Genomic DNA, 25,557 nt, shown 5'->3' with positions numbered 1-25,557 from the left:
AGGCGGTCGTCAAGAGGGGTCCACGATTCGTCCGGTAGTCCGTAATATCATCTTGGAGGATGTTTATGTCGGTATTGACGCGTAGGACATTGCTGGTCGGAATCGCGGCCAGCCCGCTCTTGCTGCACGCTGCATGGGCCCAGCCCACGAATCTCAAGATTTCCCACCAATTCCCCGGCGGCAGCGTGGCCGAAGGCGATTTCCGCGACCGCCTGTGCCGCATGTTCGCCACCGAGACGGAACGGCGGACCAAGGGACGCGTCAAGTTCTCGATCTACCCCCACTCCTCGCTGATGAAGAGCGAAGCGCAGATCCCGGCACTGGCCAGGGGCGCGCTCGACATCTCGCTCGTGCCGCTGTCGTATGCCGGCGCCGAGCTGCCCGAGGTGAACATCGGCCTCATGCCGGGCCTCGTCACGTCGTACGAACAGGGCTATGCCTGGAAGAACCAAGAGATCGGCAAGGAATTCAACCGCGTGCTGGCCGACAAGGGCCTCATCATGCTGAGCTGGATCTGGCAGGCGGGCGGCATGGCGTCGCGCGGCAAGCCGATCGTCGACCCGGAAGACGCGGCCGGCCTCAGGGTGCGCGGCGGCTCGCCGGAAATGGACATGATCCTCAAGGAAGCGGGCGCCAATGTCGTGTCGATGCCGTCGAACGACATCCGCGGCGCGCTGGAAAAGGGCCAGCTCGACGCGGCCATGACGTCGTCCTCGTCGCTGATCTCGTTCCGCCTCGACGAGGTCAGCAAGTCCGTCACGACGGCACGCGGCGGCACCTACTGGTTCATGCTGGAGCCCCTGATCATGTCGCGCGCCGCCTTCGACCGGCTGCCGCGCGACCAGCAGGCCGTGCTGCTCTCGGTGGGCGCCGACCTGGAAGCGTTCGCGCGCAAATCGGCCCAGATGGACGATGCGGCGGTGGCCGCGCTGTTCCAGGGCGCCGGCGGCCGCACGGTGGACCTGGACGGCGACTCGCTGCGCAAGTGGCAGGACCTCGCGCGCGCGACCGCGTGGCGCGACTACGCCGAGCGCAATGCGGATTGCGCGAAACTGCTGGCGCTGGCGGAGAAGACGATCGTCTGATCGACTACGTTACTTGAAAACGTCGTCCCCGCGCAGGCGGGGACCCAAGTGAAGCCTGCAGTACTGCGCACCTCACGGCAACGCTGCGTAAATTGGGTTCCCGCCTGCGCGGGAACGACGGGGTGCTGCAGACCCCTCGGCAACGCTGCGTAAATTGGGTTCCCGCCTGCGCGGGAACGATGGACTACGGCACGCCCGCGGCAGTGCCATGTAAACCGGGTTCAGCCGCCTGTCACCGGTGGGAAGAACGCCACTTCGCCGCCTTCGGCGATGGCCGTCCCCGGTTCGCACATGACCTGATTGAACGCCATGCGCAGCGCGCGCTCGTGCGCGAGCGCATCGGCCCACGGACCGCCACGGGCGATCAGGAAGTCGCGCACGGCGCCCACGGTCGCCACGTCCGCCGGCAGGTCGACGGACTCGCCCGAGCTGCCCACGGCTTCGCGCACGCTGGCAAAGAATCGCAGATTGATCTTCATTGTCGTCTTTCAGTACTGCAGCGCGCTGAACGGGATGAATCGCACGATGTCGCCCCGTGCGATCGCCTGGCCCGGCGGATTGTCGATCAACCCGTCCGCCCAGACGGTCGACGTGAGCACGCCGGAACCCTGGTTCGGAAACAGGTCGAGGCCCCCGGCATCGTTGATGCGGGCGCGCAGGAATTCGTTGCGGCGGTCCGGCTTCGGCCAGTCGAAGTCCGCGCGCAGCGGCAGCGCACGCGGTTCGACGGCGCCCGTCACGCCCTGCAGGCGCAGCAGGAACGGCCGCACGAACAGCAGGAAGGTGATGAAGCTGGACACCGGGTTCCCCGGGAGGCCCAGGAAGAACGCGTTGCCGTTGCCCTCGTCCCGCCGCACTTCGCCGAACGCGAGCGGCTTGCCCGGCTTGACGGCGATCTGCCACATGTTCAACCGCCCTTCCGCTTCCACGGCCGGCTTGATGTGGTCTTCCTCGCCGACGGATACCCCGCCCGACGTGATGATCAGGTCGTGCTGCGCGGCGGCGGCGCGCAAGGTGTCGCGCGTGGCCTGCAGCGAATCCGGCACGATACCGTAGTCGGCGATGTCGCAACCCAGGTTTTCCAGCAGGCCGCGCAAGGTGAAGCGGTTCGAATTGTAGATGGCGCCCGGCTTGAGCGCCTCGCCCGGCATCGCCAGCTCGTCGCCGGTGAAGAACACGGCCACGCGCAGGCGCCGGCGCACGGGCAGTCGCGCGAGGCCGACCGAGCTGGCGAGGCCGAGCTCCTGGCTGCGCAGCCGCGTGCCGGCCGGCAGGATCACGGCGCCGGCCACGATGTCCTCGCCGGCGCGGCGGATCCATTCGCCCGGCTGCGGCGCATGCTTCACGGTGACCTGGTCGCCGCTCGCTTCGCACTGTTCCTGCATGACGACGGCATCCGCACCTGCCGGGATCAGGGCGCCCGTGAAGATGCGCGCCGCGGTGCCCGGTTCGAGCGGCCGGCCGACGGTGCCCGCCGGGATGCGCTGGGCGATGCGCAACGTGGCCGCACCGCTCGCGCAGTCGACCGAACGCACCGCATAGCCGTCCATCTGGGTGTTGTCGGCCGACGGCACGTTCAGCCCCGACACCTGGTCGACGGCCAGCACGCGGCCGTTGGCGGCCAGCGTGTCGACTTCCTCCACGCCGTCCACGACGCGCGCCGCGGCCAGCAGGACGTCGAGCGCCGCGCGCACCGGCATCAGGGGCTTGCGCGCAAGGTGGGCGGACTGCGGATTCACTTTGCCAGCCCCGTGTGGGCCGCGATGAATTCCTTCATCTGGGCGACGTTCGCGTGCATCACGACGAAGCGCTGCGGCAGGGTCTCGATGTCCTCGAAGCCGGCCGGACGCTCGGCGTCGGTGCCCAGCGCTTCCAGGATGGTCTCGTTGAACTTGGCGGCCAGCGCCGTCTCCAGCACGATCATCGGCACGCCCGGCTCCACGTGCTCGCGCGCGACCTTGATGCCGTCCGCGGTGTGCGTGTCGATGGTGATGCCATAGTCGTCGGCCACGTCGCGGATGGTCGCGAGGCGGTCTTCGTGCGTCGAGCAGCCGGACTGGAAACCGTAGTTCGCGACCAGCCTGAATTCGTCGCCGTCGCTGCCCGGCGCGCCGGACAGGTCGAAGCCGCCGTGCGTGTCGACCTTGCGGAACAACGCGTGCGTGCGGTCCGCGTCGCGGCCGACCAGGTCGTACACGAAGCGTTCGAAGTTCGACGCCTTCGAGATATCCATCGACGGACTCGACGTGTGATAGGTCTCGGCCGACTTGCGCACACGGTACACGCCGGTGCGGAAGAATTCGTCCAGCACATTGTTTTCGTTGGTCGCGACGACCAGCTTCGCGATCGGCAAGCCCATCATGCGGGCGATGTGGCCGGCGCAGATATTGCCGAAGTTGCCCGACGGGACCGTGAACGACACCTTCTGGTCGTTCGACGTCGTGGCCGCCAGGTAGCCCCGGAAGTAGTACACGACCTGCGCCACGACGCGCGCCCAGTTGATCGAATTGACGGTGCCGATTTTTTGGCGGACCTTGAATTCGAGGTCGTTCGACACGGCCTTGACCATGTCCTGGCAGTCGTCGAACACGCCTTCGACGGCGATGTTGAAGATGTTCGGGTCCTGCAGGCTGAACATCTGCGCGGTCTGGAATGCGCTCATCTTCTTGTGCGGTGACAGCATGAACACACGGATGCCGCGCTTGCCGCGCATCGCGTATTCCGCCGCGCTGCCCGTGTCGCCCGAGGTGGCGCCGAAGATGTTCAGCTCGTCGCCGTTCTTCGCCAGCGCGTATTCGAACAGGTTGCCCAGCAACTGCATCGCCATGTCCTTGAAGGCCAGCGTGGGGCCGTTCGACAGGCCTTGCAGGATCAGCGTACGGTCCGGGCTTTGCTCCAGCACGCGCAGCGGCGTGATCTCGGTGGCGGACTCGTCGGCGCGCGCGTTCTTGTACACGGCGGCCGTGTAGGTCTTCGCGGTCAGCGCCTTCAGGTCGGCGTCCGGAATGTCGGTGGCGAACTTGCGCAGGATCTCGTAGGCCAGTTCGGCATACGACAGCTTGCGCCAGGCGTCGAGCTCGGCGCCGGTGACCTGCGGATACTCGGCCGGCAGATACAGCCCGCCGTCCGGCGCCAGGCCGCCCAGCAGGATGTCGGAAAAGGATTGGGGATTACGTGCTGCGGACGCGCTCGTCGCGCGGGTGGACACATATTGCATACGGTAGAAAAGATCGGAGTTGGCTGGCGGTGGATATTTATTATAGTCTGGACCGGGCAATATTGTCTTTTTGCCGAATATTGTTCACTCGATTCGCGCATCGGCGACCTGTTTCAGGGCCCGTGGGCACCCCGTGCCCACGCAACCGCAGCCCGTTGCCCGATGCATCGAATATCGTAGAGGTGAAGGGCTTAATCTACACTCGAAGGTCGATGCCTTAAGGGTGGGCACAAGCTGGTCTTCACCTCAGTTGATGGTAGCTAACCATCAACTCTATCAAGATACAAGGGTGGGCGGCCCCCGCCCACGCTCACCGCTCGATCAGCACGCCGCGTGGTTGACCGTCACCACGTGAATGGCCAGTCCGCCCAGCGACGTCTCCTTGTACTTGGCCTGCATGTCGAAGCCCGTCTGCCGCATCGTCTCGATGACCTCGTCCAGGCTGACGAAGTGCGTACCATCGCCCTTCATCGCCAGCGACGCCGCCGTGATGGCCTTGATGGCCCCCATGCCGTTGCGCTCGATGCACGGGATCTGCACGAGGCCGCCGATCGGGTCGCAGGTCATGCCCAGGTGATGTTCGATGCCGATCTCGGCCGCGTTCTCGATCTGGCCGTTGGATCCGCCCAGCGCCGCCACGAGGCCCGCCGCCGCCATCGCGCACGCGACGCCGACTTCGCCCTGGCAGCCGATCTCGGCGCCGGAAATGGATGCGTTTTTCTTGCACAGCATGCCGATGGCCGCCGCCGTCAACAGGAAATCGTGGATGCCGCGCCGCGCGTCGGTGGGCCGGCAATCCTCGGCGTAATAGCGCAGCACGGCCGGGATGATGCCGGCCGCGCCGTTCGTCGGCGCCGTCACGACGCGCCCGCCGGCCGCATTCTCTTCGTTGACGGCCATCGCGTACAGGCTGACCTGGTTGACGGCATCGTGCGGCAGGTGGTTCGCCGCGTTGCGCGCTTCCCGTTCCTGGCGCCACAGCTTGGCCGCGCGGCGCTTCACGTTCAGCCCGCCAGGCAGCTCGCCTTCCGTCACGAGGCCATGCGCGATACAGCCGCGCATCACCTCCCAGATGCGGTCGATGCCGGCATCGAGCGCGTCGTCCGTCATGCGCGCGCACTCGTTGGCGCGCAGCATGGCGGGAATCGTCAGGCCTTGCCGGATGCCGTGCTCCAGCAGGTCGCGCATCGTGTCGAACGGGAACGGGATCGGCGCCGCCGCGCGCGTCGCCTGGGTTTCGCCCGGCGCCGTGATGAAACCACCGCCGATCGAATAATAGATGCGCTCGATGACGCTGCCGTCCGCCAGTTTCAGCACGAAGCGCATGCCGTTCGGGTGGTCCGGCAAGGTCGACTGCTTGTGCCAGACGAGGCCCGTGCGGCTGGAAAACGGCACGGGCTGCGTGCCGAGCAGGTGCAGCACGCCGTCCAGCTCGGCCTCGGCGAGCTTGTCGTCGACGGTGTCGGGGTCGACGTCCTGCGGCGTCTCGCCCATCAGGCCGAGGATCACGGCCTTGTCGGTGGCGTGGCCGACGCCGGTCAGCGCCAGCGAGCCGTACAGGTGGACTTCCACGCCGACCGCATGGTCCAGCGCACCGCATTCGACGAGGAAGCGCCGCGCCGCCACCATCGGTCCGACCGTGTGCGAACTCGATGGGCCGATGCCGATCTTGAAAAGATCAAATACGCTCATGTCCATGAGCTGTCTCCTGGTTTTACTTGTTGACGGGCTGATGAACGTCTCGTGGACGCCGCCCCAAATACGTCGTTGCCGCGGCAGCGGGAACCCGATGTTGCTTGCGTCGCCGCTGCCCCAAATACGTCGTTGCCGCGGCAGCGGGAACCTGATGTTGCTTGCGTTGCCGCCGCCCCAAATACGTCGTTCCCGCGGCGGCGGGAACCCAATCTTGCGTGCGTTGCCGCTGCGGCTGGAAATCAGATTCCCGCCTGCGCGGGAACGACGGTCTTTCTACGCGTTCCACTTGTGGTGAATGCGCGCAGCGCTTTCATTCGGAAATCACGCCGCCTTGCTCATGCCGACATCGACATTGGCCAACATGTCCGCGACCATCTCGTCCACGCCGATGCGCGCCTTCCAGCCCCAGTCCGCGGTCGCGCGGCTGTCGTCGAGGCTCTTCGGCCAGGAATCGGCGATCTGCTGGCGGCTGTCGGGTCGATAGGCGATGCGGAACGCGGGCAGCGTCTTCTGGATGGCCGCCGCCAGTTCACGCGGATTGAACGAGACGCCCGCCACGTTGTAGGAGGAGCGAATCGCGACCTTCTCCGCCGGCGCATCCATCAGCTCGACGGTGGCGCGGATCGCGTCCGGCATATAGATCATCGGCAGCGTCGTGTCCGGGCCAAGGAAGCATTCGTAGGTCTCGCCGCGCAGCGCAGCGTGGAAGATCGCGATCGCGTAGTCCGTCGTGCCGCCGCCCGGCGGCGACTTGTAGCTGATGATGCCGGGGTAGCGGATGCTGCGCACGTCGACGCCGTATTTCGCGTGGTAGTACTCGCACAGGCGCTCGCCCGCCAGCTTGCTGATGCCGTAGATCGACGTCGGGTCCATGACCGCGTACTGCGGCGTGGACTCGGCCGGCGTGTTCGGGCCGAACGCGGCGATCGACGACGGCCAGAATACCTTCAGCGGCGTGCCCGCCTCGCCCCGCTCGCGCGCGATCTCGAGGATGTTCAGCAGGCCGTCCATGTTCAGCGTCCATGCCTTCAACGGCGCCTTCTCGCCCGTGGCCGACAGCAGCGCCGCCAGCTGGTAGACCTGGGTGACGCCTTCGTCGGCGATCAGCCGCGCCACCGCGTCCTGGTCGAGCACGTCGACGCGCACGTAGCGCGTCGCGCCATACAGGTTGTCGGTGCCGATGTCGGCGGCGATCACGTTGGCGGCGCCGTGCTGCTGCGCGAGGGCGGCCACCAGTTCACTGCCGATCTGGCCGTTGGCGCCGATGATGAGGATGCGTTCCATGCTTGTCGTCCTTGCTCTTTTTGCGGCTTCGTGAGCCTGTTTCCGGCGCGCCGCTTCGTGGGCGGCGCCGTCCGGCCGATCGCTGATCCCGTGCGCCGCTCAGGCGGCGTTGATGATGCCCAGCTCGCGCCCGGCCTGCTCGAAGGCGGCCAGCACCTTGTCGAGCTGTTCGCGGGTGTGCGCGGCCGACAGCTGCACGCGCACGCGCGCCTGGCCCATCGGCACCACCGGGTAGAAGAAGCCCGACAGCAGCACGCCCAGTTCGAACATGCGCGCCGCGAATTTCTGCGCCACGGGCGCGTCGAACAGCATCACCGGCACCACCGGGTGCGTGCCCGGCTTGATGGTGAAGCCGATGCGCTCGATCTCGCGGCGGAAGTATGCGGTGTTTTCATGCAGCCGGTCGCGCAGTTCGGTCGACTTGCCGATGCGCTCCAGCACGGCCAGCGACGCGCCGGCGATCATCGGCGCCAGCGTGTTCGAGAACAGATAGGGACGCGATTTCTGGCGCAGCGTCTCGATGACTTCGCGGCGGCCGGACGTGAAGCCGCCCATCGCGCCGCCCAGCGCCTTGCCGAGCGTGCCCGTGATGATGTCGATCTTGCCGATCACGCCGCAGTGCTCGTGCGTGCCGCGGCCCGTCCTGCCCATGAAGCCGGAGGCGTGCGATTCGTCGATCATCGTCAGCGCGCCATATTTCTGCGCCAGTTCGACGATCCGGTCCAGCTGCGCGATCGTACCGTCCATCGAGAACACGCCGTCCGTGACGATGATCTTGTGGCGCTTGCCGGCGCTCGCCGCGGCCTGCAACTGCGTTTCCAGGTCCGCCATGTCGTTGTTGGCGTAGCGGTAGCGCGCGGCCTTGCACAGGCGAACGCCGTCGATGATCGACGCGTGGTTCAGCGCGTCCGAGATGATGGCGTCGTTCTCGTCGAACAGCGGCTCGAACACGCCGCCGTTGGCGTCGAAGGCGGCGGCGTACAGGATCGTGTCTTCCGTGCCGAGGAAGTCGGACAGCTTCTTCTCCAGTTCCTTGTGCACCGTCTGCGTGCCGCAGATGAAGCGCACGGACGACAGGCCGTAGCCGTACTTCTGCAGCGCCGCCTCGGCCGCCTGTTGCGTTTCGAGGTCGCCCGACAGGCCGAGGTAGTTGTTGGCGCACATATTGATCAGCGTGCGGCCGTCCGCGGCGACCACTTCGGCGCCCTGGCGCGAGGCGAGCACGCGTTCGGGCTTGAACAGGCCTTCGGTCTTGAGCGTCTCGAGTTTCTGCTGCAGGCCGCTATAGAATGCTGGGTCGCTCATGTTTCCTCGTCCTTGTCGGTTGCGAATGGTATAGTGTGGATTCGTTCGATGTATGGAACTTGTTCTATATTTCGAACAGAATTTCAATATATTGAATCTTACTCCCGGCCATTGAACTTGGCAAGCAAGCTCCATGAACAAAACGGTCACCACCAGCGCCCCTCCCGAAGTCGGGGCGACCCTGCAGCGCATGCGCCTGGCGCGCGGCCTCACGCTCGAGGACCTGTCGCGCATCGCCGGCGTCTCCAAGTCGATGCTGTCGCAGATCGAACGCGAAAAAGCCAACCCCACCATCGCCATCACGTGGCGCCTGGCCAATGCGCTCGGCGTACAGATCGGCGAACTGCTGTCGTCCGAGGTGCGCGCCGTCGACCTGATCCGTGTCGTCGATGCCCACGAGATCCCCACCCTGCCCGGCAGCCACGCGGGCTACTCGCTGCGCATCCTGGGACCGATGGACCTTGCCGGCAAGTACGAATGGTATGAACTGACGCTGCAACCGGGCGGCGAACTGGCATCGCAGGCCCACGATCCCGGTACTAACGAGCACTTGACCGTGGTAACGGGGACGGTGGAACTGGAGGTCGGGGCCGAGAAGCGAAAAATCAAGCACGGCGCGACGGCGCGTTATCCGGCCGATCAGAATCATGTCATCCGGAATGCCGGGAAGACGGAGGCGAAGGCGTTGCTGGTGGTCGTGCACCGTTAGCAACGGGCAAACAAAAACCCCCGCTCGGGGCGGGGGTCGTTATGCGCGGTGCGCGGCGCGGTCCCGCCACGGCGGGAATGAGGGTCTTGCGCGACGCTTACAGCGGCGGCTGCAGGCCGTTCTGGTAGGCCGCCCCGACGATTTCGATCGCACGACGGGCTTCCGCGCAGAACGTGCGGAACAGGCGGGCAAGGGTGCCCTCGGTGGCGCTGCGGGTCGAGGTCGGGCTCGTGGTCGTGGTGTAGGCGTTCATGTCAGCTCCATCGTCGATTCGTTCAGTGATGATGCAAGTTTACGGTGGCGCCAGATATAAATCCAATTTCCGTTTCCGATCTCCGTAATACGTTTTACTGATTTCTCGCCCGTTGCCATATCACGGTCGGCAACAACCGGGATCACCACGGCTTATATCCCTCCGCGCCGCGATCATGCGGCGCGCCGCTCGGGCCCCGCGTACAGCCGGGCGTCCCGCCACCGGCGCCGCATGTCGATCGCGCTCTCGATCTGTTCCTGCGACAGGCGGCGCGCGACCATGGCCTTGCCGGCGCTGGCGGCCGCGTCGCCGGCATCGGCCGCCAGCAACATCCACATGTAGGAACGCACGGTGTCGCGCGCCACGCCGCGGCCGCTGTTGTACATGCCGCCGAGGTTGTATTGCGCCAGCGCATGACCCTGCTCGGCCGCGAGGCGATACCAGTACACGGCCTGCTCGTCGTCCTGCGGCACGCCCTGTCCGTTGGCCAGCATGACGCCGAGGTTGTTCTGGGCGCTCGCGTCGCCCTGCTCGGCCGCGCGGCGATACCAGTCGGCGGCCTGCGCCTCGTCGCGGCGCACGCCCTGCCCGCCCGCATACATCACACCGAGCGTGAACTGGGCCTTGGGGGCGCCCTGCTCGGCCGCGCGGCGGTACCAGTACAGCGCCCGCTCGGCGTCGGGCGCGACGCCCCGCCCGTAGGCGTACCGGTGGCCGAGGTTGACCTGGGCCGCCACGTGCCCCTGCCCGGCCGCCGCCAGCGTCCAGGCCAGCGCCGCGCCGCCCGGGTCCGCACCGGGCGCACCAGGCACACCAGGCGCGGCCTCCGCGCCCTTGCCGTGCGTGCCCGCGAGGACATCCGCGTCGGCCGCACCCAGCAACTGGGCAAGGCTGAACTGCGCTTCCGCATCGCCCTGCTCGGCCGCGCATTCGAGCCAGGCCTGCGCGCCCAGCGCGTCGGCCGGCGCGCCGCGTCCCGCCAGGTACGACAGGCCCAGCAGCCGCTGCGCGGGCGCATGGCCACGCGCGGCGGCGCGCCGGAACCAGTACAGCGCCTCCGGCTCGCTGGGGGCGACGCCCTGGCCGCGCCGGTACATCAGGCCGAGGCAGACCTCGGCTTCCGCGTCCTCCAGCAGCGCCGCCTTGCGGAACCACGCCATCGCGAGCGGCTGGCTGCGCGCGACACCTTCGCCGTCCAGGTAGCAGGCGGCGAGCAGCCGCTGGGCACTGGGCAGTTCCTGCTCGGCCGCCTTGTAGTACCAGGCGACGGCCAGGGCCGGGTCGTGCGATACGCCCCGCCCGGTCCGGTACAAGTCGCCCAGGTTCTGCTGCGCCGACGCGTCGCCCTGGGCGGCGGCCAGGCGGAACCAGTACGCCGCCTCGTGGTCGGACCGCGCCACACCCCGCCCCTGGAAATACATGCTGCCCAGGTGGTTCTGGGCGAACACGAGACCCTTGCGGGCGGCCCGCTCCAGCCACCGGCAGGCCGCGACGTCGTCCTGCGGCGCGCCGTCGCCATCCTTGTACATCATGCCGAGATTGAACTGCGCATAGGGGTTGCCGCGCGCCGCGGCGCGGGCGAACCAGGCGAGCGCGCCGGCGCGCGGAAGAGACTCGTGACTGTGCATGCGATTGCTCCTGACGGCAAGCGTGGCCGGCCCCGCGCGCGCGCCGCCGGCCAGCCGGCCGCCCACGCAGGGAGTCAAAGAATTGCCAAAAGTGTAATGATGCGATGCATCATGGATTTGACTTGCGCCAACGTGGAGGGGATGGACGGACGCGAAAACGACGTCGGCGCGACGGGTCGGCCGACAGGGCCACTGGCACGCTACGAAGACGTGCTGACGGCAGGAAATAAAGCGGGCGGAAGCCGCCGCTCAGGCCGGCACGCGCCGCCCGGCCGCGTACACGCCCATGAACGCGCCGACCTTCGCCGCCGCCACCCGGTTGAGCGACACCAGCAGGTCCGGATCGACCGCGCGCAGGCCGTACGCGTCGCCCAGGTGGCGGCCGATGTGCAGCAGCAGCCGGGCCGCGACTTCGGCGTCGGCCTCGGCCCGGTGGGCGCGGCTGTTGAACGCGATGCCCAGCGCATGCGCCAGTTGCCCCAGCTTGTAGCTCGGCAGGCCCGGGAATACGCGGCGCGACAGCTTGAGCGAGCACACGAGGCCGCCGTGACGGCAGCCGTGGCCCAGCATCGCGCCCTCGGCCTTGAGGAATTTTTCGTCGAAGCTGGCATTGTGCGCGGCCAGGACGTCGCCGCCGATGAAGTCGATCAGCGCCGGCACGACCTCGGCGGCCGGCGGCGCGCCGTCGACCATCCCCTGCGTGATGCCCGTGAGCTGGGTGATGAACGACGGCACGCGCACGCCGCAATTCACGAGCGAGACGTAGCGCTCGACGATCTGGCCGCCCGCGATGCGCAGGGCCGCCACTTCCGTGATCCGGTCGCCGCCTTCGGGCGACAGGCCGGTGGTCTCGAAGTCGAGCATGACGATGGGGCGTTCGAACAAGGTGCTTCCTTTCTGTGTGAAATCAGCCGAACTTGCGGGCGGCGTCGATGGCCAGGCCGGCGCCGATGCTGCCGAACAGGTCGCCCTCGACGCGGCGCGCGTCGGGGACGATGGCCGCGATCCGTTCGCGCAGGCTGGCCACGCCGCTGGAGCCGCCGGTGAAGAACACGGTGTCGACGCGCTCCGGCGCGATCCCCGCTTCGTCCAGCAGCCGCTGCACGGTCGCGCCCACGCTGTCGATCATGCCGCCGATCGACGCCGTGAACAGGTCGCGCCCCACGCGCAACACCTCGGGCGGATCGAGCCGGTCGAGGTCGAGATCGACCTCCGGCGTGTCCGACAGCGCGATCTTCGCCTCTTCCACGCGCATCGCCAGCCAGTGGCCGGCGCGCTCGTCGATCAGGCGCTGCAGGCGCTTGAGCTTGTCCGGCTCGGCCGCGTCGCGCACGAGGTCGGCCAACTGCACGATGCTCTTGCGCGTATAGGCCTGGTTGATCGTATGCCACGTCGCCAGGTTGAAGTAATAGCTCGACGGCACCGCGGCGCCCGACAGCAGCGCGCTGCCGTGGCCCAGCAGCGGCATGACGGCCGCCAGGCTGAGGTATTTGTCGAAGTCGGTGCCGCCGATATGCACGCCGCCGGTGGCGAGGATGTCGTCGCGGCGGTCGGTGCGGCTGGTGCGCTCGGGCCCCAGGCGCACGAGCGAAAAGTCGGACGTGCCGCCGCCAATGTCGGCGATCAGCACCAGTTCCTCGCGCTCGATGCGCGATTCGTAGTCGAACGCGGCGGCGATCGGTTCGTACTGGAAGCCGATGTCGCGGAAACCCACCGAACGGGCGATGTCGGCCAGCGTATCCTCGGCCAGGCGGTCGGCGTCCGGGTCGTCGTCGACGAAATACACGGGCCGGCCGAACACGGCGCAGTCGAAGGCGCGCCCGGCCTCGCGCTCGGCGCGGCGCTTGATCTCGCCGATGAAGTGGCCCAGCAGTTGACGGAACGGCAACGAACGGCCCGCGACCTCGGTCTGGCCTTCCATCAGGCTCGTGCCCAGCAGGCTCTTCAGCGAGCGCATCAGCCGTCCCTCGTAGCCTTCCAGGTAGTCCGCCAGCGCCGCGCGGCCATAGCGCACCTGCTCGTCGTCCGCATTGAAGAACACGACGGACGGCAGGGTGGACTTGCCGTCCTCGAGGGGCAGCAGCGTGGGCTGGCCGGGCCGCACCCAGCCAACGGTGGAGTTGGACGTGCCGAAATCGACGCCGCAAGCGTTCGCCATGGAAGCCTTTCGATGAAAAGGGGCGGAATGTTACCAGATTCCGGGCCGCGCGGCACCTGTGGCCGGCTCCCGATTGGCACGGAACCAACGCCGGGCCGGCTTGTCTCATGCGCGCCACGGCGCCGCGCGCGTCGAGCCCATCCTCTCCGTGGCGCCCGTCCATATCCGGACGCAGGATACTGGCGACATGATCGCGCACTTCCACCATGGGTCGGTGGCCGGGCCGCTGTTCGCCCGGTTCGCCGCCCATTACTATCGGGCGCCGAAATGGACCGGACACACGATCGACGTACGGCGGCGGAGATGCCATTCCGGCACGTTCCCCGTCCGCGTCCGCGCGTGCCCCGAGCCCCGCAAGCCTCGTTCCCCGATGCATTTCCTCGGGCGCACCGCGATCCCGGTGCGGCCGCCGGCCGATCGATCCCGCGGGGCCGGCCATGACGCGCGAATGGACATTGCGGCGCAACTGCTCGCTGTCCCCGCGCCAGGTCGCGCGCGCCTATGCCGTACTGTGCATCGGCTCGCTCGCCGTCGCCGTCGGCTTCCTGGTCCGTGGCATCTGGTTCGTGCTCGCGTTCTCGCTGGTCGAGCTGGCGCTCGTCGGCCTCGCCATGCTCGTCCACGCGCGCCACGCGACGGACCACGAGCGCATCGCCCTGTCCGAATCCGGCCTGCTCGTCACCTGCGTGCACGCCGACCGGCGCGAGCTCGTCCGGCTCGATCCGCTGTGGACCCGCGTCGTCGTGCCGGATGAGCGCCCGCGCACGCTCATCCGGCTGGAATCGCGCGGCGTCAAGGTCGAGATCGGCCGCTTCGTCGACGACAGCCGGCGCCGCCAGGTGGCGCGCGAACTGCGCCAGGCGCTGCGCAGCGTGTCCGCGATGCGCTAGCACGCACGCGCGCCGCCCCGGCCGTAAACATCGGCGCTGCGATGACCGACTGAGCCGTGTAAGCCGCGTCCGACAACCACACGGCCACGCTACCGATGTTTCTAATAGTTTATGTTTTGCATAATTCGGTATCTGCCGCGCGGCATGCTCCCGGTGCGCGCACGGCGCCAGTATCGCAAGGAGAAAACAACAACATGAGTGTCACGCAAGGATATGCAATCGTCGTGCACGGCGGCGCCGGCAGTTCGCGCGCGTACGCCGACGGCTGCGCGCGCGCGGCCCAACTGGCCGTGGAAGAACTGGCCATCAGCGCGGACGCCCTCGACGCCGCCATCGCCGCCGTCGCGTCGATGGAAGACGACGGCCGCTTCAACGCGGGCAGCGGATCGGTCCTGTGCCTGGACGGCGCGACCGTCGAAATGGACGCCTCCATCATGGACACCCGCGGCCGCCTCGGCGCCGTCGCGTGCGTCCAGGGCGTCAAGAACCCGGTATTGCTGGCGCGGGCCGTCGCCGAGACGCCGCACTGGCTGCTGGCGGGCGACGGCGCGAACCGCTTCGCCGCCGCCATCGGCCACCCGGCCCACACGACGATTTCGGAACGCCAGCGCGCGGCGCACGCCAAGGTCGTCCGCGCACTGGCCGGCAGCGTGCCCGCGATGCCGGGCATCGCGCCGGAAGCGAAAGCCTTCCTGCGCTTCTGGAATTACCAGACGCCGCTCGACCTGCCCGCGCACGCGGCCTGCGACACCGTCGGCGCCGTCGTGCGCGGCCCGGACGGCCATTTCGCCGTGGCGCTGTCCACTGGCGGCTCGGCGCCGTCGCTGCTGGGCCGCGTGGGCGACACGCCCATCATCGGCAGCGGCTTCTATGCCGGCCCGGCGGGCGCCGTCGCCACGACCGGCATCGGCGAACAGATCGTACGCCACCTGCTGGCGCGCACCGTCTACGGCTGGATCGAAGACGGCATGCCGCTCGACCAGGCGCTCCGGCGCGGCGTGGACCTGTTCGACCCCAAGGTGCCGGTCGGCCTGATCGCCGCCAGCCGCACGGAGGCGGGCAGCCACAGCAACCAGGACATGCCCAGCGCGAGGATCGTCGCGCCATGACCGCCCAGGAGCACAGCGCGGTCGCCAGGGCCGCACAGGCGGAACGGGTGGCCAGAAGCCACGGCCACCTCGTCATCATCGGCGGCGGCGAGGACAAGCAGGACGACATGGCGATCCTCACGCGCTTCGTCGAGCTGTGCGGCGGCCCGTCCGCCAAGATCGTCGTCATCACGGCGGCGAGCGCCGTGTGCGAACACATGTGGGAGACGTACGACCGCGCGTTCCGCGACCTCGGCGTCACCCGCCACGTGCACCTGCACCTGCAAAGCCGCCGCGACGCCAACGACGAGGCGCTCATCCGCGACGTCGCCGACGCCGACGGCATCTTCATGACCGGCGGCGACCAGAAACGCCTGCTCGCCATCATCGGCGGCACCGCGCTGGACGCCGCGATGCACGCCGCCCTCAAGCTGCGCGGCGCCTGCATCGGCGGCACGAGCGCCGGCGCGTCCGCAATGTCCGGCCACATGCTGGCCCAGGGCCGCGCCGAGCTGCACCCGGAAAAGGGCTCCGTGAGCCTGGGCGCGGGCCTCGGCTTCCTGCACAAGGTCGTCATCGACCAGCACTTCTCCGAGCGCCAGCGCCTGTCGCGGCTGTTGTCCGTCGTGGCCCAGAACCCGTATTTGCAGGGCATCGGCATCGACGAGGACACCGCGCTCGTCGTCGAACGCGGGGTCGGCATCGAGGTGCTGGGCGAAGGCGCCGTCACCATCGTGGACGGCCGCTCGATGTCGACGAACGTGGCGGAGATCGCCGACCACGCGACGCCGGAACTGATCGACGTGCGCCTCCACCTGCTCCCCGCCGGCAGCCGGTATGCCCTGCCGGGCGCCGGCGGCGCAGGCGACGACAGACGCATTCCCGCGCCGCTGCTCGAGTTCTTGGAAAACATCACGAAACGGAATCCGATCTCATGAAAATCGCAGAACACCGCTTCCTGCGCGGTCCGAGCCTGTATGCCGCGACGCCCTGCCTGCTGGCCATCGTCGACATCGCCGCGCAGCGGAAAGCCGCCGGCCTCGGCAGCCGCCTGCTGGCCCTGTTGCCCGCGATTTCCTTCGAGGCGGCCGCGCGCCTGTCCGATTGCCAGGCCGCGCACGAAGCGCTCGAACCCGTCGTGATGGAATTGCAGCGCCTGGCGGGCGCGCCCGGCGCGTTCAGCCTGATGCTGACCGACCCCGCCAGGCCGCTGCGGGCGCGCGTCGTCTGCGGCTACACGATCGAGCAGGTGGCCGGCCAGGCGCTGCGCACGGCCGCGGCGCTGATCGAGGCCTGCGCGCGCCAGGACGCGTTCGACCTGGAGGCGGCGCTGGCCGCGCTGCGCGACACCGCGCACCGCCACGCCATCGGCACGAGCACGGCGGCGGTGCTGGCCGCCGCGCACCGGCGCGGCATCCCGAGCCTGCGCCTGACCGAGGACGCGAACCTGTTCCAGCTGGGCTGGGGCAGCCGCCAGAGACGCCTGCAGGCGACCATCACCGGCGCCACCAACCACGTGGCCGTCGGCATCGCCAGCGACAAGCAGCTCACCAAGACCCTGCTCGACCAGGCCGGCGTGCCCGTGCCGGCCGGCGTCACCGTCACCACGCTGGACGCGGCCCTGCGCGTGGCACGCCGGCTCGGCGGCGCCGTCACCGTGAAACCGCTGGACGCGAACCAGGGCAAGGGCGTCACGGTCGCCTGCGCGACGCCGGACGACGTCGCACGCGCATTCGACTTCGCCCGCCAGTACGGGCCCCACGTCATCGTCGAGGAACATCTGCAGGGGCGCGACTACCGCGTGCTCGTCACCGGCCGCAAGATCGCCGCCGCGTCGTGGCGCCGGCCGCCGCACGTGACGGGCGACGGCGTGTCGACCGTGCGCGCACTGGTCGACGCCGAGAACCGCAACCCGGCGCGCGGCGACGGCCACGCGAACATCCTGACGAAAATCCCGCTGGACGACCTCGCGCTGCAGGTGCTGGCACGCCAGGGCCACGACCTCGACACCGTCCCGGCGGCCGGCGCGCAGGTCGACCTGCGCGGCAACGCGAACCTGTCGACCGGCGGCACGGCGGAGGACGTGACGGACCTGCTGCCGGAAGAGACCCGCGACACCTGCATCCGCGCCGCGCGCACGATCGGCCTGGACGTCGCCGGCATCGACATCGTCTGCCAGGACATCGCCCGGCCGCTGCGCGACCAGAACGGCGGCATCATCGAAGTCAACGCGGCGCCGGGCATCCGCATGCACCAGTATCCGAGCCGCGGCACGCCGCGCGACGCCGGCGCGGCCATCGTCGACGCGCTGTTCGGCGACGACGACGGCCGCATCCCCGTCGTGGCCGTGACGGGCACGAACGGCAAGACGACGACGAGCCTCCTCATCGCCCACGCGACGCGCCTCGCCGGCCTGTCCACGGGCGTCACGACGACCGAAGGCGTGTACGTCGACGGCGAGCGCATCGCGAAAGGCGACTGCACCGGCAACCGCCCGGCGCGCACCGTGCTCGCCGCGCCGGACGTCGATTTCGCCGTGCTGGAGACCGCGCACGGCGGCATCCTCGAGCACGGGCTCGCGTTCGACCAGTGCGACGTCGCGGTCGTGCTGAACGTCTCGGCCGACCACCTGGGCCTGGACGGCATCGACACGGTCGAGGAACTGGCGCGCGTCAAATACGTCTGCGCCGAACGGGCCCGCCGCGCCGTCGTGCTGAACGCCGAGGACGACCATTGCGTCGCGATGGCACCGGGACTGCGCCACGCCGTGGAGATCCTGTACTTCGCGCTCGACGCCGACAACCCGGTCCTGCTGCGCCACCTGGAAAACGGCGGCCGCGCCGTCTACCTCGAAGACAATATGATCGTGCTCGCGAACGGCGCCCGTCACGAGGCGCTGCTGGACGTGCGCACGATGCCGTGCACGATGCGGGGCGCCGCGCGCTACAACATCGCCAACGGGCTGGCCGCCGCCGCCGCGCTGGCCGCGACGGGCTTCGGCAACGCCGAGATCGCGGCCGGCCTGCGCACGTTCGTCTCCGACTGGAAGCACAACCCGCTGCGCTCGAACGTGTTCGACGTCGACGGCGTCACGGTCATCTTCGACAACGCGCACAACACTGCCGCATATGCCGCGCTGGCCGAGACGGCGCGCGCGCTGACGCCGGGCCGCCTCGTGGGCGTCGTCGCCTCCCCCGGCGACCGCCGCGACGAGGACCTGATCGCGCTCGGCGAGACCTGCGCGGCCGGCTTCGACGAGCTGGTCGTGTACGAGACCGAGAATCGCGGCCGTGCGGCCGGCGCGGTGGCGGCGCTGCTCGTGCTGGGTGCGCACGTCGCCAAGTTCGAGGCCGATCACCTGCAGGTGCAGCTGAACGCGCAGGAAGCGATCCGCGCCGGCCTCGCGCGCTGCGTGCCGGGCGACGTGCTGGTGTTCGGGTGCGGGTCGTCGATCACGGAACTCACCGAGGCCATTCGTCCGACGTCGCCGGCGACGGCCAGCCGGATCGAGGCCCAGGCCGTGTAATACGCGTGGACGGCGGGCCGTCCATCCTACCCGACCTGCGCGGCGATCCTTGCGGCGCTCTCCGGATCCGCCTGGCGGATCGCCTCCACGAACACGGCGAGCGACGAGCCGCACGCGAACACGAGCACGTCGCCGCGCCGGCACAACGACAGGCCGAGGCGGATCGCTTCGCCCACGTCCAGTTCGCGGTGCAGGGTGTCGGTCTTGCCGACGACGTCCTCGGCGCCCTGCAGGATCAGGTCGACGGCGCCGCCGAACTCACGGCCGCGGCTGGACGATTCGTACACCACGAGTTCATCGAAGCGGGCGGCGCACACGCGGCCCACCTCGAACAGGTCGGCGTCGCGGCGGTCGCCCGGGGCCGTGACGATGCCCACCAGCTGGCCGGGCAGCAGCGCGCGCGCCATCTCGGCCAGGGCCGCATAGGCCGCCGGGTTATGGGCATAGTCGACGATCACCGTCACGCCGCGCACGTCGAACACGTTCGTGCGCAGCGGGTTCGTCTTGCCGTCGCTGACGAACGTCGACAGCCCGGTGGCGATCTGCAGGCTGGAAAAGCCCGCCGCCATCAGGCCGGCCGCCGCCGCGAGGCCGTTCGCGACGTTATAGCGCGCGCGGCCGCCGAACGCGATCGGCATCGCCTCCACCCGCAGCAGCTCCTGGTGGTAGGTGGCGTCGGCGACGACGAGCGAATTGTCCTGCAGGTAGACCGCGCAGCCGCCCTCTTCCAGGTGGCGCAGCAGCACCGGGTTGTCGGCCTCCATCGAGAAGTACACGACCTCCACGTCCGGGTGCACGCGGCGCGCCATCGCCACGCACAGCGGGTCTTCGGCATTCAGCACGACGGCGCGGCTCGCCGCCAGCGGCACGACGGCCTTCACCTGCGCGAGGTCTTCGACCGTGTCGACGCCGTCCAGCCCCAGGTGGTCCGGCGCCACGTTCAGCACCATGCCGACGTCGCAGCGGTCGAACGCCAGGCCGCGCTTGAGGATGCCGCCGCGCGCCGTCTCCAGCACCGCGAACTCGACGTCCGGCGACGACAGCACCGTCCGCGCCGACCAGTAGCCCGTGCAATCGCCCCTGCTGACTTCCTTGCCGCCGATGGTGACGCCGTGCGTCGTCGCCACGCCTGTGACGCGGCCCGCCAGGCGCGCCGTGTGCGCCATCAGCAGCGTGGTCGTCGTCTTGCCGTTCGTGCCCGTGCAGGCGATGATCGGAATGCGGCCGTCCGAATCGCCCATCAGGCCCGTGACGATGGCGTCGCCGACGTCGCGCGCCGCCGCGTCGCCCGCATGGCGGTGCATGTCGATGCCGGGTGCCGCGTGCAGGTCGATCACGGCACCGCCCTGGTCGACCAGCGGCAGCGCGATGTCGCGGCAGACGATGTCGATGCCCGCCACGTCCAGCCCGATCTTCGCGGCCGCGCGCACGCACAGGCGGCGCGTGGATTCCGGCAGCAGGGCCGTCACGTCCGCGTCCGCGCCGGCGCCGTCCACGGCCCCCCGCAGCGACGCGGCCGCGACCTTGCCGCCCGCGACCAGCACGCGGCAGGCCGCGCCGTCGATGCAGCGCTCGACGATGACGTGACGACCGAACGTGCGCGCAAGGGCATAGGCCCGCTCGATCTCGTCGTCCGTGCGGCATGCCGCCGTCACGCCCTCGTCCCCGGTGGCGTCGAGCGGCTTGAGCGTCACCGGCGCGGCCAGCTCGCGCGCCACGCGCAGCGCGTCTTCGACGGTGGCGACGGCTTCGCCCTCCGGCACGGGCACGCCCGCCTCGGCCAGCAGGCGCCGGGTCAGTTGCCGGTCGCCGGCGATGCGCACCGCGATGGTCCCGGTGTCGCCCGTGATGGTGGCCTGGATGCGTTTCTGCTTCACGCCCCAGCCCAGCTGGAACAGGTTGGCGTCCTCCGCGATGCGCGTCACCGGAATGCCGCGGTCCTGCGCGGCGGCCAGCACGGCAGCGGTGCTCGTGCCGACGGCATAGTGTTCCGTCAGGTCGCGCAGCTCGTCCAGGCGCGGCGCCAGGTCGAACGGTTCGTCGTGCGCCAGCGCGTCGACGATGTCCACGGCGAGCGCGAACGCGGGCTGCGCGACCTTTTCCAGCTGGTAGGCGCAGACGATGCGGAACTGCCCCGGCTCGCCGGTCACGGGCCGCGTGCGTCCGAAGGCGACCGGCGCACCGGCCAGGCATTGCAGGCCCAGCGTCACGTGTTCGATCACGCGCGCGAGATACGTCCCTTCGCGCAGGCGCTGCGCGAACCCGCCCGGCTGCCCGGTCGGCACGAGATAGTCGGCCAGCGACGGCAGCAGCTCCAGCAGCGCGTCGTTGAAGCGCGGGAGGTCGCGCGTGGAGACGCCATACAGGTCGTCCAGGTCCAGCACGGACAACAGGCACGGGGTGGCGGCGTGGATGTTGGGTCCGCGCAGGAAGCGTTGTTCGAGTATTTGCACAGGATATCCTCGTGTCGCCCGGTCATGCTCAGGCGTCCAGCAATTGCGAATACATCCGCGTGGCCATCAGGCCCACCGCCGTATGATGCACCGATGGCGACATCAGGCGCGCCAGCATGGCCATCGCCTCCGGCTTGCCGGCGGCATTGGCCACGCGCCGTTCCAGCTGGTGCAGTTCGGTGTCGCCGTCGGCGTCGGCGGCGCGGCGCCGGATCAGGCCCCGCTCGGGATGGCCGCCGCGCTGCGCGTGCTGCGTGAGGCTGTCGAGCGTGCGCTGGCGCGCGCGGTGGCTCAGCACGCGGGTGGTGCGGGCCGCGGCCGACGCGGCCCGCGGCGTGACGATCCAGTCGCGCAGCACCTGCTGCTCGTAGCTGGAAAACACGCCGAACATCTCGGCGCGCTCGCCCTGGATCAGGCGCCAGAACCGGCTGTGCTCCACGTCCTCGCCGCGCTGGATCCAGCCGGCGTCTTCCAGCGCCGTCAGGAACGCGGGGATCTGTTTCGGGTCCGCCAGCCAGTCGTTGACGGCGCGGCCGCCCACGCGGCAGTAATCCGAGTGCATGTTCTTGCCGATGGCCGCCTTCGCGGACAGGATCTCGACCAGTTCCGCTTCCAGGTCGAACCCGCCGATGACGGACGTCGTGCATGCGCCCAGGTCGTTCAGGCGGTAGCCGTCCAGCACGCGCCCGAAGAACGCGGCCGGATCGGACGACTGTGCCATCAGATTGCGCAGCGCCTGCACGGCCTTGTGCGCGTGCCCGCTGCCGGCATTGTCCACCGTGACGTGCAGGGTGAAGTAATACGGATCGATCCCGAGCTCGTTCAACTCGTACGCCGTGATCAAGAGGTGCAGCGGCAGCTGTTCGTAGCCGAGGTTATAGCCCACGACCTCCGGCAGGACATCGTCCGCATGATGGGCCAGCGCCAGCTGGATCGCGCCCTGCACGAAGTGGTCCTCGGCCAGCGCCTCCCAGTGTTCGCAGCCGTGCGCCGCGAGCAGCCGCCGGTACAACGTGACGTGGTTCTTGTCCGGGACGCCGTCGCCCAGTTCTTCGAGGTAGGTCTTGATCAGCGGGTGGAAGTCGGGATCGTCCCAGCGCGGCAGCAGGCCGTACAGCCAGGCGCCGTCGACGAGCTTGGTCGGTGCGACGCCCTTGAGGAAGTACAGCGCATGCGCCTTGTTCGTGAAGTAGCGGCGCGGCGCGCCGTTCTTGCGCGCGCCCAGGTATTCGCGGTAGGCGATGCCGACGGACTCGGCGCAGCCCTGGATCCAGCCCTGCAGCTGCCAGACGGCGTCCGGCAATTCGCACGGTTCGGCCCGCGCCAGCCCGATCTGCGCGTGCAGGAAGGCGTGCGCCGCGGCGCGGCATCCGGCCGGATCGTCCAGCAACGAAAAATACAGGGCTTTGGCGGCCGGCACCTGGGCGGGACGGGCATCGCGCGCGGCGGCGCGTTGCTGGCTGTCGACGACGTAAGTGGAGGTCATAATAAATCTTGTGGTCAATGTTCTACCACGATTATGCGGACCCGGCGCTGTTGGCGTAATCGGTACGCTTCCCTCCGGAATGTCGGACAGAGATTACAAGAATTGTATCGTTCGGATGGAGCGGAAACGACGGGCGGCGCCGCAGCGCCGCCCGGGAGACGGAGGCGGCTCGGGCCGCCCTTGCTTACGACTGGGTCGCGCCGTTCAGCGCCGAACGGGAACGGGCATAGCCGAAATAGACGATCAGGCCCAGCACGAGCCAGATGCCGAAGGCGATCCAGGTGATCGCGGACAGGAACGCCATCAGCGCCAGGCAGAACACGACGGCGATGCCGGGCACGATCGGCACGCCGGGGCAGCGGAACGCGCGCTTGAGGTCCGGACGCTTCTTGCGCAGCACGATCACCGCGATCGACACGAGGCAGAACGCGGCCAGCGTGCCGATGTTGACCAGTTCGGCCAGCACGTTCAGCGGCACGAACGCGGCGATGAGGCCGAACAGGATGCCCACGACCCAGGTGGCGAAGAACGGGGTGCCGAATTTCGGATGCACGGTCGACAGCCTGGCCGGCAGCAGGCCGTCGCGCGACATCGCGAAGATGATGCGGGTCTGGCCATAGGCCATCACCAGGATCACGGTGGTCATGCCCAGGATCGCGCCCAGGTCGACCCAGCCGGAGAACCAGTTTTCGCCCGCGTACTGCAGCGCCAGCGAGACGGGGTGGTCGATATGGCCCTCGAACAGCCGGAACGGAACGATGCCGGTCATGATCGCGGACACGATCACGTACAGGATGGTGCAGATGGTCAGCGAACCGATGATGCCGATCGGAAGGTCGCGTTCCGGGCGCTTGACTTCCTCGGCGGCCGACGTGACGGCATCGAAACCGATGAATGCGAAGAACACGACGGCGGCGGCGCCCATGATGCCCTTGCCGCCGAACGGCGCGAACGGGTGCCAGTTGGCCGGCGTGACGTGCTTGACGCCCACGACGATGAACAGCAACACGACGGTGATCTTGATGACGACCATGACGTTGTTGACGCGGGCCGATTCCCGCACACCCCACGACAGCATCGCGGTCAGCACGAGCATGATGCACAGCGCGGGCAGGTTCATGATGGTGTGCACGCCCGGCAGCGCGCCCGGCGCGGCGCTGAGCGCTTGCGGGATGGCGATGCCGAAGCCGGACAGCAGCGACTGGAAATAGCCGGACCAGCCGACGGACACCGCCGACGTCGCCAGCCCGTATTCGAGCAGCAAGTCCCAGCCGATCATCCAGGCGACGAGTTCGCCCAGCACGGCATAGCTGTAGGTATAGATCGAACCGGCGACCGGTACGGTGGACGCGAATTCCGCGTAGCACATGGCCGCGAAGCCGCAGGCGATGGCGGCGACGATGAACGACACGGTAAGCGCCGGTCCGGCCGTCAAGGCGCCGGTACCGGTCAGCACGAAGATACCGGTGCCGACGATCGCCCCGATGCCCATGAGGATGAGGTCGGTTGGCCCCAGCACTTTCTTCAGCCCGCCCGGGGTACGGGTGGCTGCGACCATGTTGTCGAGATTCTTGGTTCTGAAAAGACTCACTGCTTTCTCCAATCGATAGTAGATAGATCCCGGTCCCTGATTATTGTGCGCGCGGCGGGCAGGCGGTTGGCCTGCACATACATACGCCGAAGGGGGTCTCCTCCTCGGGCTCGGACCGTCAAGCAGCCTGACATGCAAAAACAGTGCCGGTCAGGAACTTAGCGGCGTGCCATTATCTCTATTCTGTTATCGAGAATCAAAGGAAATACTCAATAATTACGGCCGCGGCGAACGGGCCAGCCCGAAAACGCTAGCGCAGCGTGCAGACCAGGAGTTCCGGATCGGCGTTCAGCCGCAGCGGAATGCCGGAACAGCCGACGCCGCGGCTGACGATCAGCGGTCCGTTGTCCGCCAGGTCGTAGCGGCCATAGGTGTATTCGCGCGAGCACGGACCGCTGGGCCGGAACAGCGGCGCACCGTCCGGGAGCGCGATCTGGCCGCCGTGGGTATGGCCGGCGAAACCGACGTCGAAGCGCTGGCGCTCCAGGCGGAACAAGCCGTCCGGCGAATGCATCAGGTAGATCCGGACCGCGCCGGCGCCATCGAACGTGGCGCTGGCGGACGGCTCGCCGGTCCACGGATCGTCGATGCCGCACACGCTGACGTGGCCGAACGGCGCCGGCAAGGCCGCGTTGCGGTTGACGAGCACGTCCACGCCGGCCGCGCGCAAGGCGTCCTCGACGACGCCGCGGCCGTTCCAGATATCGTGGTTACCCACCACGCCATACACGCCCAGCGGCGCCCGCACGCCGTCCAGGAAGGCGCGCAGGCCGGCCACGTTGCGGGCGTCGAACGACACGTAGTCGCCGCCCAGCAGCAGCACGTCCGGCCGCTCGGCGCGGACCGCCGCCAGCAGGTCGTCGAACAGCGCCGGATGCGTCGTCGGGCCGGCGTGGAAATCGGAGGCAAAGCCGATGCGCAGCGGCTGCGCGAGCCGCCGTTCCGCCCCCAGTTCGACGTCCTGGTAGGTCACGCGCACCCGTCCCAGTCCGCCGAGCCGGTAGCTCAGTCCGGCCAGCCAGCCCTTCATCAGGACGGCGTTCAGGATGCGTTCGGTGGCGTTGCGGATGGGACGCTGGTGCTTGTGCCTGGGCATGCGGAAGAAGCTTGTAAAAATCGCACTGTACACGAATGCCCTCCCCTTTGTCGCCGTATCCCCACGCACTGGTGCAATCGAGCTAGCCACGGT

The 25,557-nt window shown here is 68.7% G+C and carries 20 protein-coding genes; 6 read left to right on the top strand and 14 right to left on the bottom strand.

Annotated features, from left to right (window positions below):
• The first annotated feature begins 65 nt into the window (after window positions 1-65).
• Window positions 66-1,085, top strand: coding sequence for a TRAP transporter substrate-binding protein DctP (dctP, locus tag U9J41_RS03240; RefSeq protein ID WP_322400220.1), 1,020 nt, complete (start codon window positions 66-68; stop codon window positions 1,083-1,085).
• Window positions 1,086-1,306: 221 nt separating this feature from the next.
• Here dctP and moaD read toward each other — a convergent pair whose 3' ends face one another.
• The 6 genes from moaD to kbl form a co-directional block, all read right to left on the bottom strand.
• Window positions 1,307-1,564, bottom strand: a complete 258-nt coding sequence (gene moaD / locus U9J41_RS03235) for a molybdopterin converting factor subunit 1 (protein WP_322400218.1) — start codon at window positions 1,562-1,564, stop codon at window positions 1,307-1,309.
• A gap of 9 nt (window positions 1,565-1,573) precedes the next feature.
• Window positions 1,574-2,785, bottom strand: coding sequence for a molybdopterin molybdotransferase MoeA (locus U9J41_RS03230; RefSeq protein ID WP_322400724.1), 1,212 nt, complete (start codon window positions 2,783-2,785; stop codon window positions 1,574-1,576).
• A 35-nt stretch (window positions 2,786-2,820) separates the two neighbouring features.
• The gene (gene thrC / locus U9J41_RS03225) at window positions 2,821-4,302 is read right to left on the bottom strand and encodes a threonine synthase (RefSeq protein WP_322400216.1); all 1,482 of its coding nucleotides are present in this window, start codon (window positions 4,300-4,302) and stop codon (window positions 2,821-2,823) included.
• 321 nt (window positions 4,303-4,623) lie between these two features.
• Window positions 4,624-6,000 (bottom strand): L-serine ammonia-lyase, encoded by a 1,377-nt coding sequence (locus tag U9J41_RS03220; RefSeq protein WP_322400214.1) that lies wholly within the window; start codon window positions 5,998-6,000, stop codon window positions 4,624-4,626.
• A 318-nt stretch (window positions 6,001-6,318) separates the two neighbouring features.
• Complete coding sequence (locus U9J41_RS03215) at window positions 6,319-7,281, bottom strand: NAD-dependent epimerase/dehydratase family protein (protein ID WP_322400212.1); 963 nt, start codon at window positions 7,279-7,281, stop codon at window positions 6,319-6,321.
• A 99-nt stretch (window positions 7,282-7,380) separates the two neighbouring features.
• Complete coding sequence (gene kbl / locus U9J41_RS03210) at window positions 7,381-8,586, bottom strand: glycine C-acetyltransferase (RefSeq protein WP_322400211.1); 1,206 nt, start codon at window positions 8,584-8,586, stop codon at window positions 7,381-7,383.
• A gap of 133 nt (window positions 8,587-8,719) precedes the next feature.
• On the opposite strand from kbl, the gene U9J41_RS03205 reads away from it, so the two are divergent.
• On the top strand, window positions 8,720-9,295 hold the full coding sequence (locus U9J41_RS03205) for a helix-turn-helix domain-containing protein (RefSeq protein WP_322400209.1): 576 nt from the start codon (window positions 8,720-8,722) through the stop codon (window positions 9,293-9,295).
• Between the two features lie 97 nt (window positions 9,296-9,392).
• Here the strand turns inward: U9J41_RS03205 and U9J41_RS03200 are convergent, their stop codons facing one another.
• The 4 genes from U9J41_RS03200 to U9J41_RS03185 form a co-directional block, all read right to left on the bottom strand.
• Window positions 9,393-9,548: a hypothetical protein gene (locus tag U9J41_RS03200; RefSeq protein WP_322400208.1), complete on the bottom strand. Its 156-nt coding sequence runs from the start codon at window positions 9,546-9,548 to the stop codon at window positions 9,393-9,395.
• A 173-nt stretch (window positions 9,549-9,721) separates the two neighbouring features.
• Window positions 9,722-11,176, bottom strand: a complete 1,455-nt coding sequence (locus U9J41_RS03195; protein WP_322400207.1) for a tetratricopeptide repeat protein — start codon at window positions 11,174-11,176, stop codon at window positions 9,722-9,724.
• 249 nt (window positions 11,177-11,425) lie between these two features.
• A complete protein-coding gene (locus U9J41_RS03190) occupies window positions 11,426-12,061 on the bottom strand; it encodes a 3'-5' exonuclease (protein WP_322400205.1) in 636 nt (211 codons plus the stop codon).
• Window positions 12,062-12,083: 22 nt separating this feature from the next.
• Window positions 12,084-13,334: an Hsp70 family protein gene (locus U9J41_RS03185; protein ID WP_322400203.1), complete on the bottom strand. Its 1,251-nt coding sequence runs from the start codon at window positions 13,332-13,334 to the stop codon at window positions 12,084-12,086.
• A gap of 437 nt (window positions 13,335-13,771) precedes the next feature.
• Here U9J41_RS03185 and U9J41_RS03180 point away from each other — a divergent pair, with 437 nt between their 5' ends.
• From U9J41_RS03180 to cphA, 4 genes are all read left to right on the top strand, one after another.
• Window positions 13,772-14,224 (top strand): DUF2244 domain-containing protein, encoded by a 453-nt coding sequence (locus U9J41_RS03180; protein WP_322400201.1) that lies wholly within the window; start codon window positions 13,772-13,774, stop codon window positions 14,222-14,224.
• Between the two features lie 194 nt (window positions 14,225-14,418).
• Window positions 14,419-15,333, top strand: coding sequence for an isoaspartyl peptidase/L-asparaginase (locus tag U9J41_RS03175; RefSeq protein WP_322400200.1), 915 nt, complete (start codon window positions 14,419-14,421; stop codon window positions 15,331-15,333).
• Window positions 15,330-16,250 (top strand): cyanophycinase, encoded by a 921-nt coding sequence (locus tag U9J41_RS03170; protein WP_322400198.1) that lies wholly within the window; start codon window positions 15,330-15,332, stop codon window positions 16,248-16,250. Before U9J41_RS03175 ends, U9J41_RS03170 begins: the two co-directional genes overlap by 4 nt.
• Window positions 16,247-18,838 (top strand): cyanophycin synthetase, encoded by a 2,592-nt coding sequence (gene cphA, locus U9J41_RS03165; RefSeq protein WP_322400197.1) that lies wholly within the window; start codon window positions 16,247-16,249, stop codon window positions 18,836-18,838. The genes U9J41_RS03170 and cphA overlap by 4 nt, the downstream gene beginning before the upstream one ends.
• Before the next feature lie 26 nt (window positions 18,839-18,864).
• On the opposite strand, the gene U9J41_RS03160 is transcribed toward cphA, so the two are convergent.
• From U9J41_RS03160 to U9J41_RS03145, 4 genes are all read right to left on the bottom strand, one after another.
• Window positions 18,865-21,291: a cyanophycin synthetase family protein gene (locus U9J41_RS03160; RefSeq protein WP_322400195.1), complete on the bottom strand. Its 2,427-nt coding sequence runs from the start codon at window positions 21,289-21,291 to the stop codon at window positions 18,865-18,867.
• 28 nt (window positions 21,292-21,319) lie between these two features.
• Window positions 21,320-22,777, bottom strand: a complete 1,458-nt coding sequence (locus U9J41_RS03155; protein ID WP_322400193.1) for an iron-containing redox enzyme family protein — start codon at window positions 22,775-22,777, stop codon at window positions 21,320-21,322.
• A 184-nt stretch (window positions 22,778-22,961) separates the two neighbouring features.
• Window positions 22,962-24,368, bottom strand: coding sequence for a branched-chain amino acid transporter BcaP (gene bcaP, locus U9J41_RS03150; RefSeq protein ID WP_322400191.1), 1,407 nt, complete (start codon window positions 24,366-24,368; stop codon window positions 22,962-22,964).
• Between the two features lie 250 nt (window positions 24,369-24,618).
• On the bottom strand, window positions 24,619-25,464 hold the full coding sequence (locus tag U9J41_RS03145; RefSeq protein WP_322400189.1) for a metallophosphoesterase: 846 nt from the start codon (window positions 25,462-25,464) through the stop codon (window positions 24,619-24,621).
• Window positions 25,465-25,557 lie beyond the last annotated feature (93 nt).

Origin of the sequence: Massilia luteola, assembly GCF_034420155.1 — a bacterium.
GTDB lineage: Bacteria > Pseudomonadota > Gammaproteobacteria > Burkholderiales > Burkholderiaceae_D > Telluria > Telluria luteola.
Note: the sequence above shows the minus strand (reverse complement) of the source record. Positions and strands in the feature narration are given on the sequence as shown.

Coding starts and splice junctions, on each gene's coding strand:
- dctP (WP_322400220.1), top strand. CDS start 66: ATGTCGGTATTGACGCGTAGGACATTGCTGGTCGGAATCGCGGCCAGC.
- moaD (WP_322400218.1), bottom strand. CDS start 1,564: ATGAAGATCAATCTGCGATTCTTTGCCAGCGTGCGCGAAGCCGTGGGC.
- U9J41_RS03230 (WP_322400724.1), bottom strand. CDS start 2,785: ATGCCGGTGCGCGCGGCGCTCGACGTCCTGCTGGCCGCGGCGCGCGTC.
- thrC (WP_322400216.1), bottom strand. CDS start 4,302: ATGCAATATGTGTCCACCCGCGCGACGAGCGCGTCCGCAGCACGTAAT.
- U9J41_RS03220 (WP_322400214.1), bottom strand. CDS start 6,000: ATGGACATGAGCGTATTTGATCTTTTCAAGATCGGCATCGGCCCATCG.
- U9J41_RS03215 (WP_322400212.1), bottom strand. CDS start 7,281: ATGGAACGCATCCTCATCATCGGCGCCAACGGCCAGATCGGCAGTGAA.
- kbl (WP_322400211.1), bottom strand. CDS start 8,586: ATGAGCGACCCAGCATTCTATAGCGGCCTGCAGCAGAAACTCGAGACG.
- U9J41_RS03205 (WP_322400209.1), top strand. CDS start 8,720: ATGAACAAAACGGTCACCACCAGCGCCCCTCCCGAAGTCGGGGCGACC.
- U9J41_RS03200 (WP_322400208.1), bottom strand. CDS start 9,548: ATGAACGCCTACACCACGACCACGAGCCCGACCTCGACCCGCAGCGCC.
- U9J41_RS03195 (WP_322400207.1), bottom strand. CDS start 11,176: ATGCACAGTCACGAGTCTCTTCCGCGCGCCGGCGCGCTCGCCTGGTTC.
- U9J41_RS03185 (WP_322400203.1), bottom strand. CDS start 13,334: ATGGCGAACGCTTGCGGCGTCGATTTCGGCACGTCCAACTCCACCGTT.
- U9J41_RS03180 (WP_322400201.1), top strand. CDS start 13,772: ATGACGCGCGAATGGACATTGCGGCGCAACTGCTCGCTGTCCCCGCGC.
- U9J41_RS03175 (WP_322400200.1), top strand. CDS start 14,419: ATGAGTGTCACGCAAGGATATGCAATCGTCGTGCACGGCGGCGCCGGC.
- U9J41_RS03170 (WP_322400198.1), top strand. CDS start 15,330: ATGACCGCCCAGGAGCACAGCGCGGTCGCCAGGGCCGCACAGGCGGAA.
- cphA (WP_322400197.1), top strand. CDS start 16,247: ATGAAAATCGCAGAACACCGCTTCCTGCGCGGTCCGAGCCTGTATGCC.
- U9J41_RS03155 (WP_322400193.1), bottom strand. CDS start 22,777: ATGACCTCCACTTACGTCGTCGACAGCCAGCAACGCGCCGCCGCGCGC.
- U9J41_RS03145 (WP_322400189.1), bottom strand. CDS start 25,464: ATGCCCAGGCACAAGCACCAGCGTCCCATCCGCAACGCCACCGAACGC.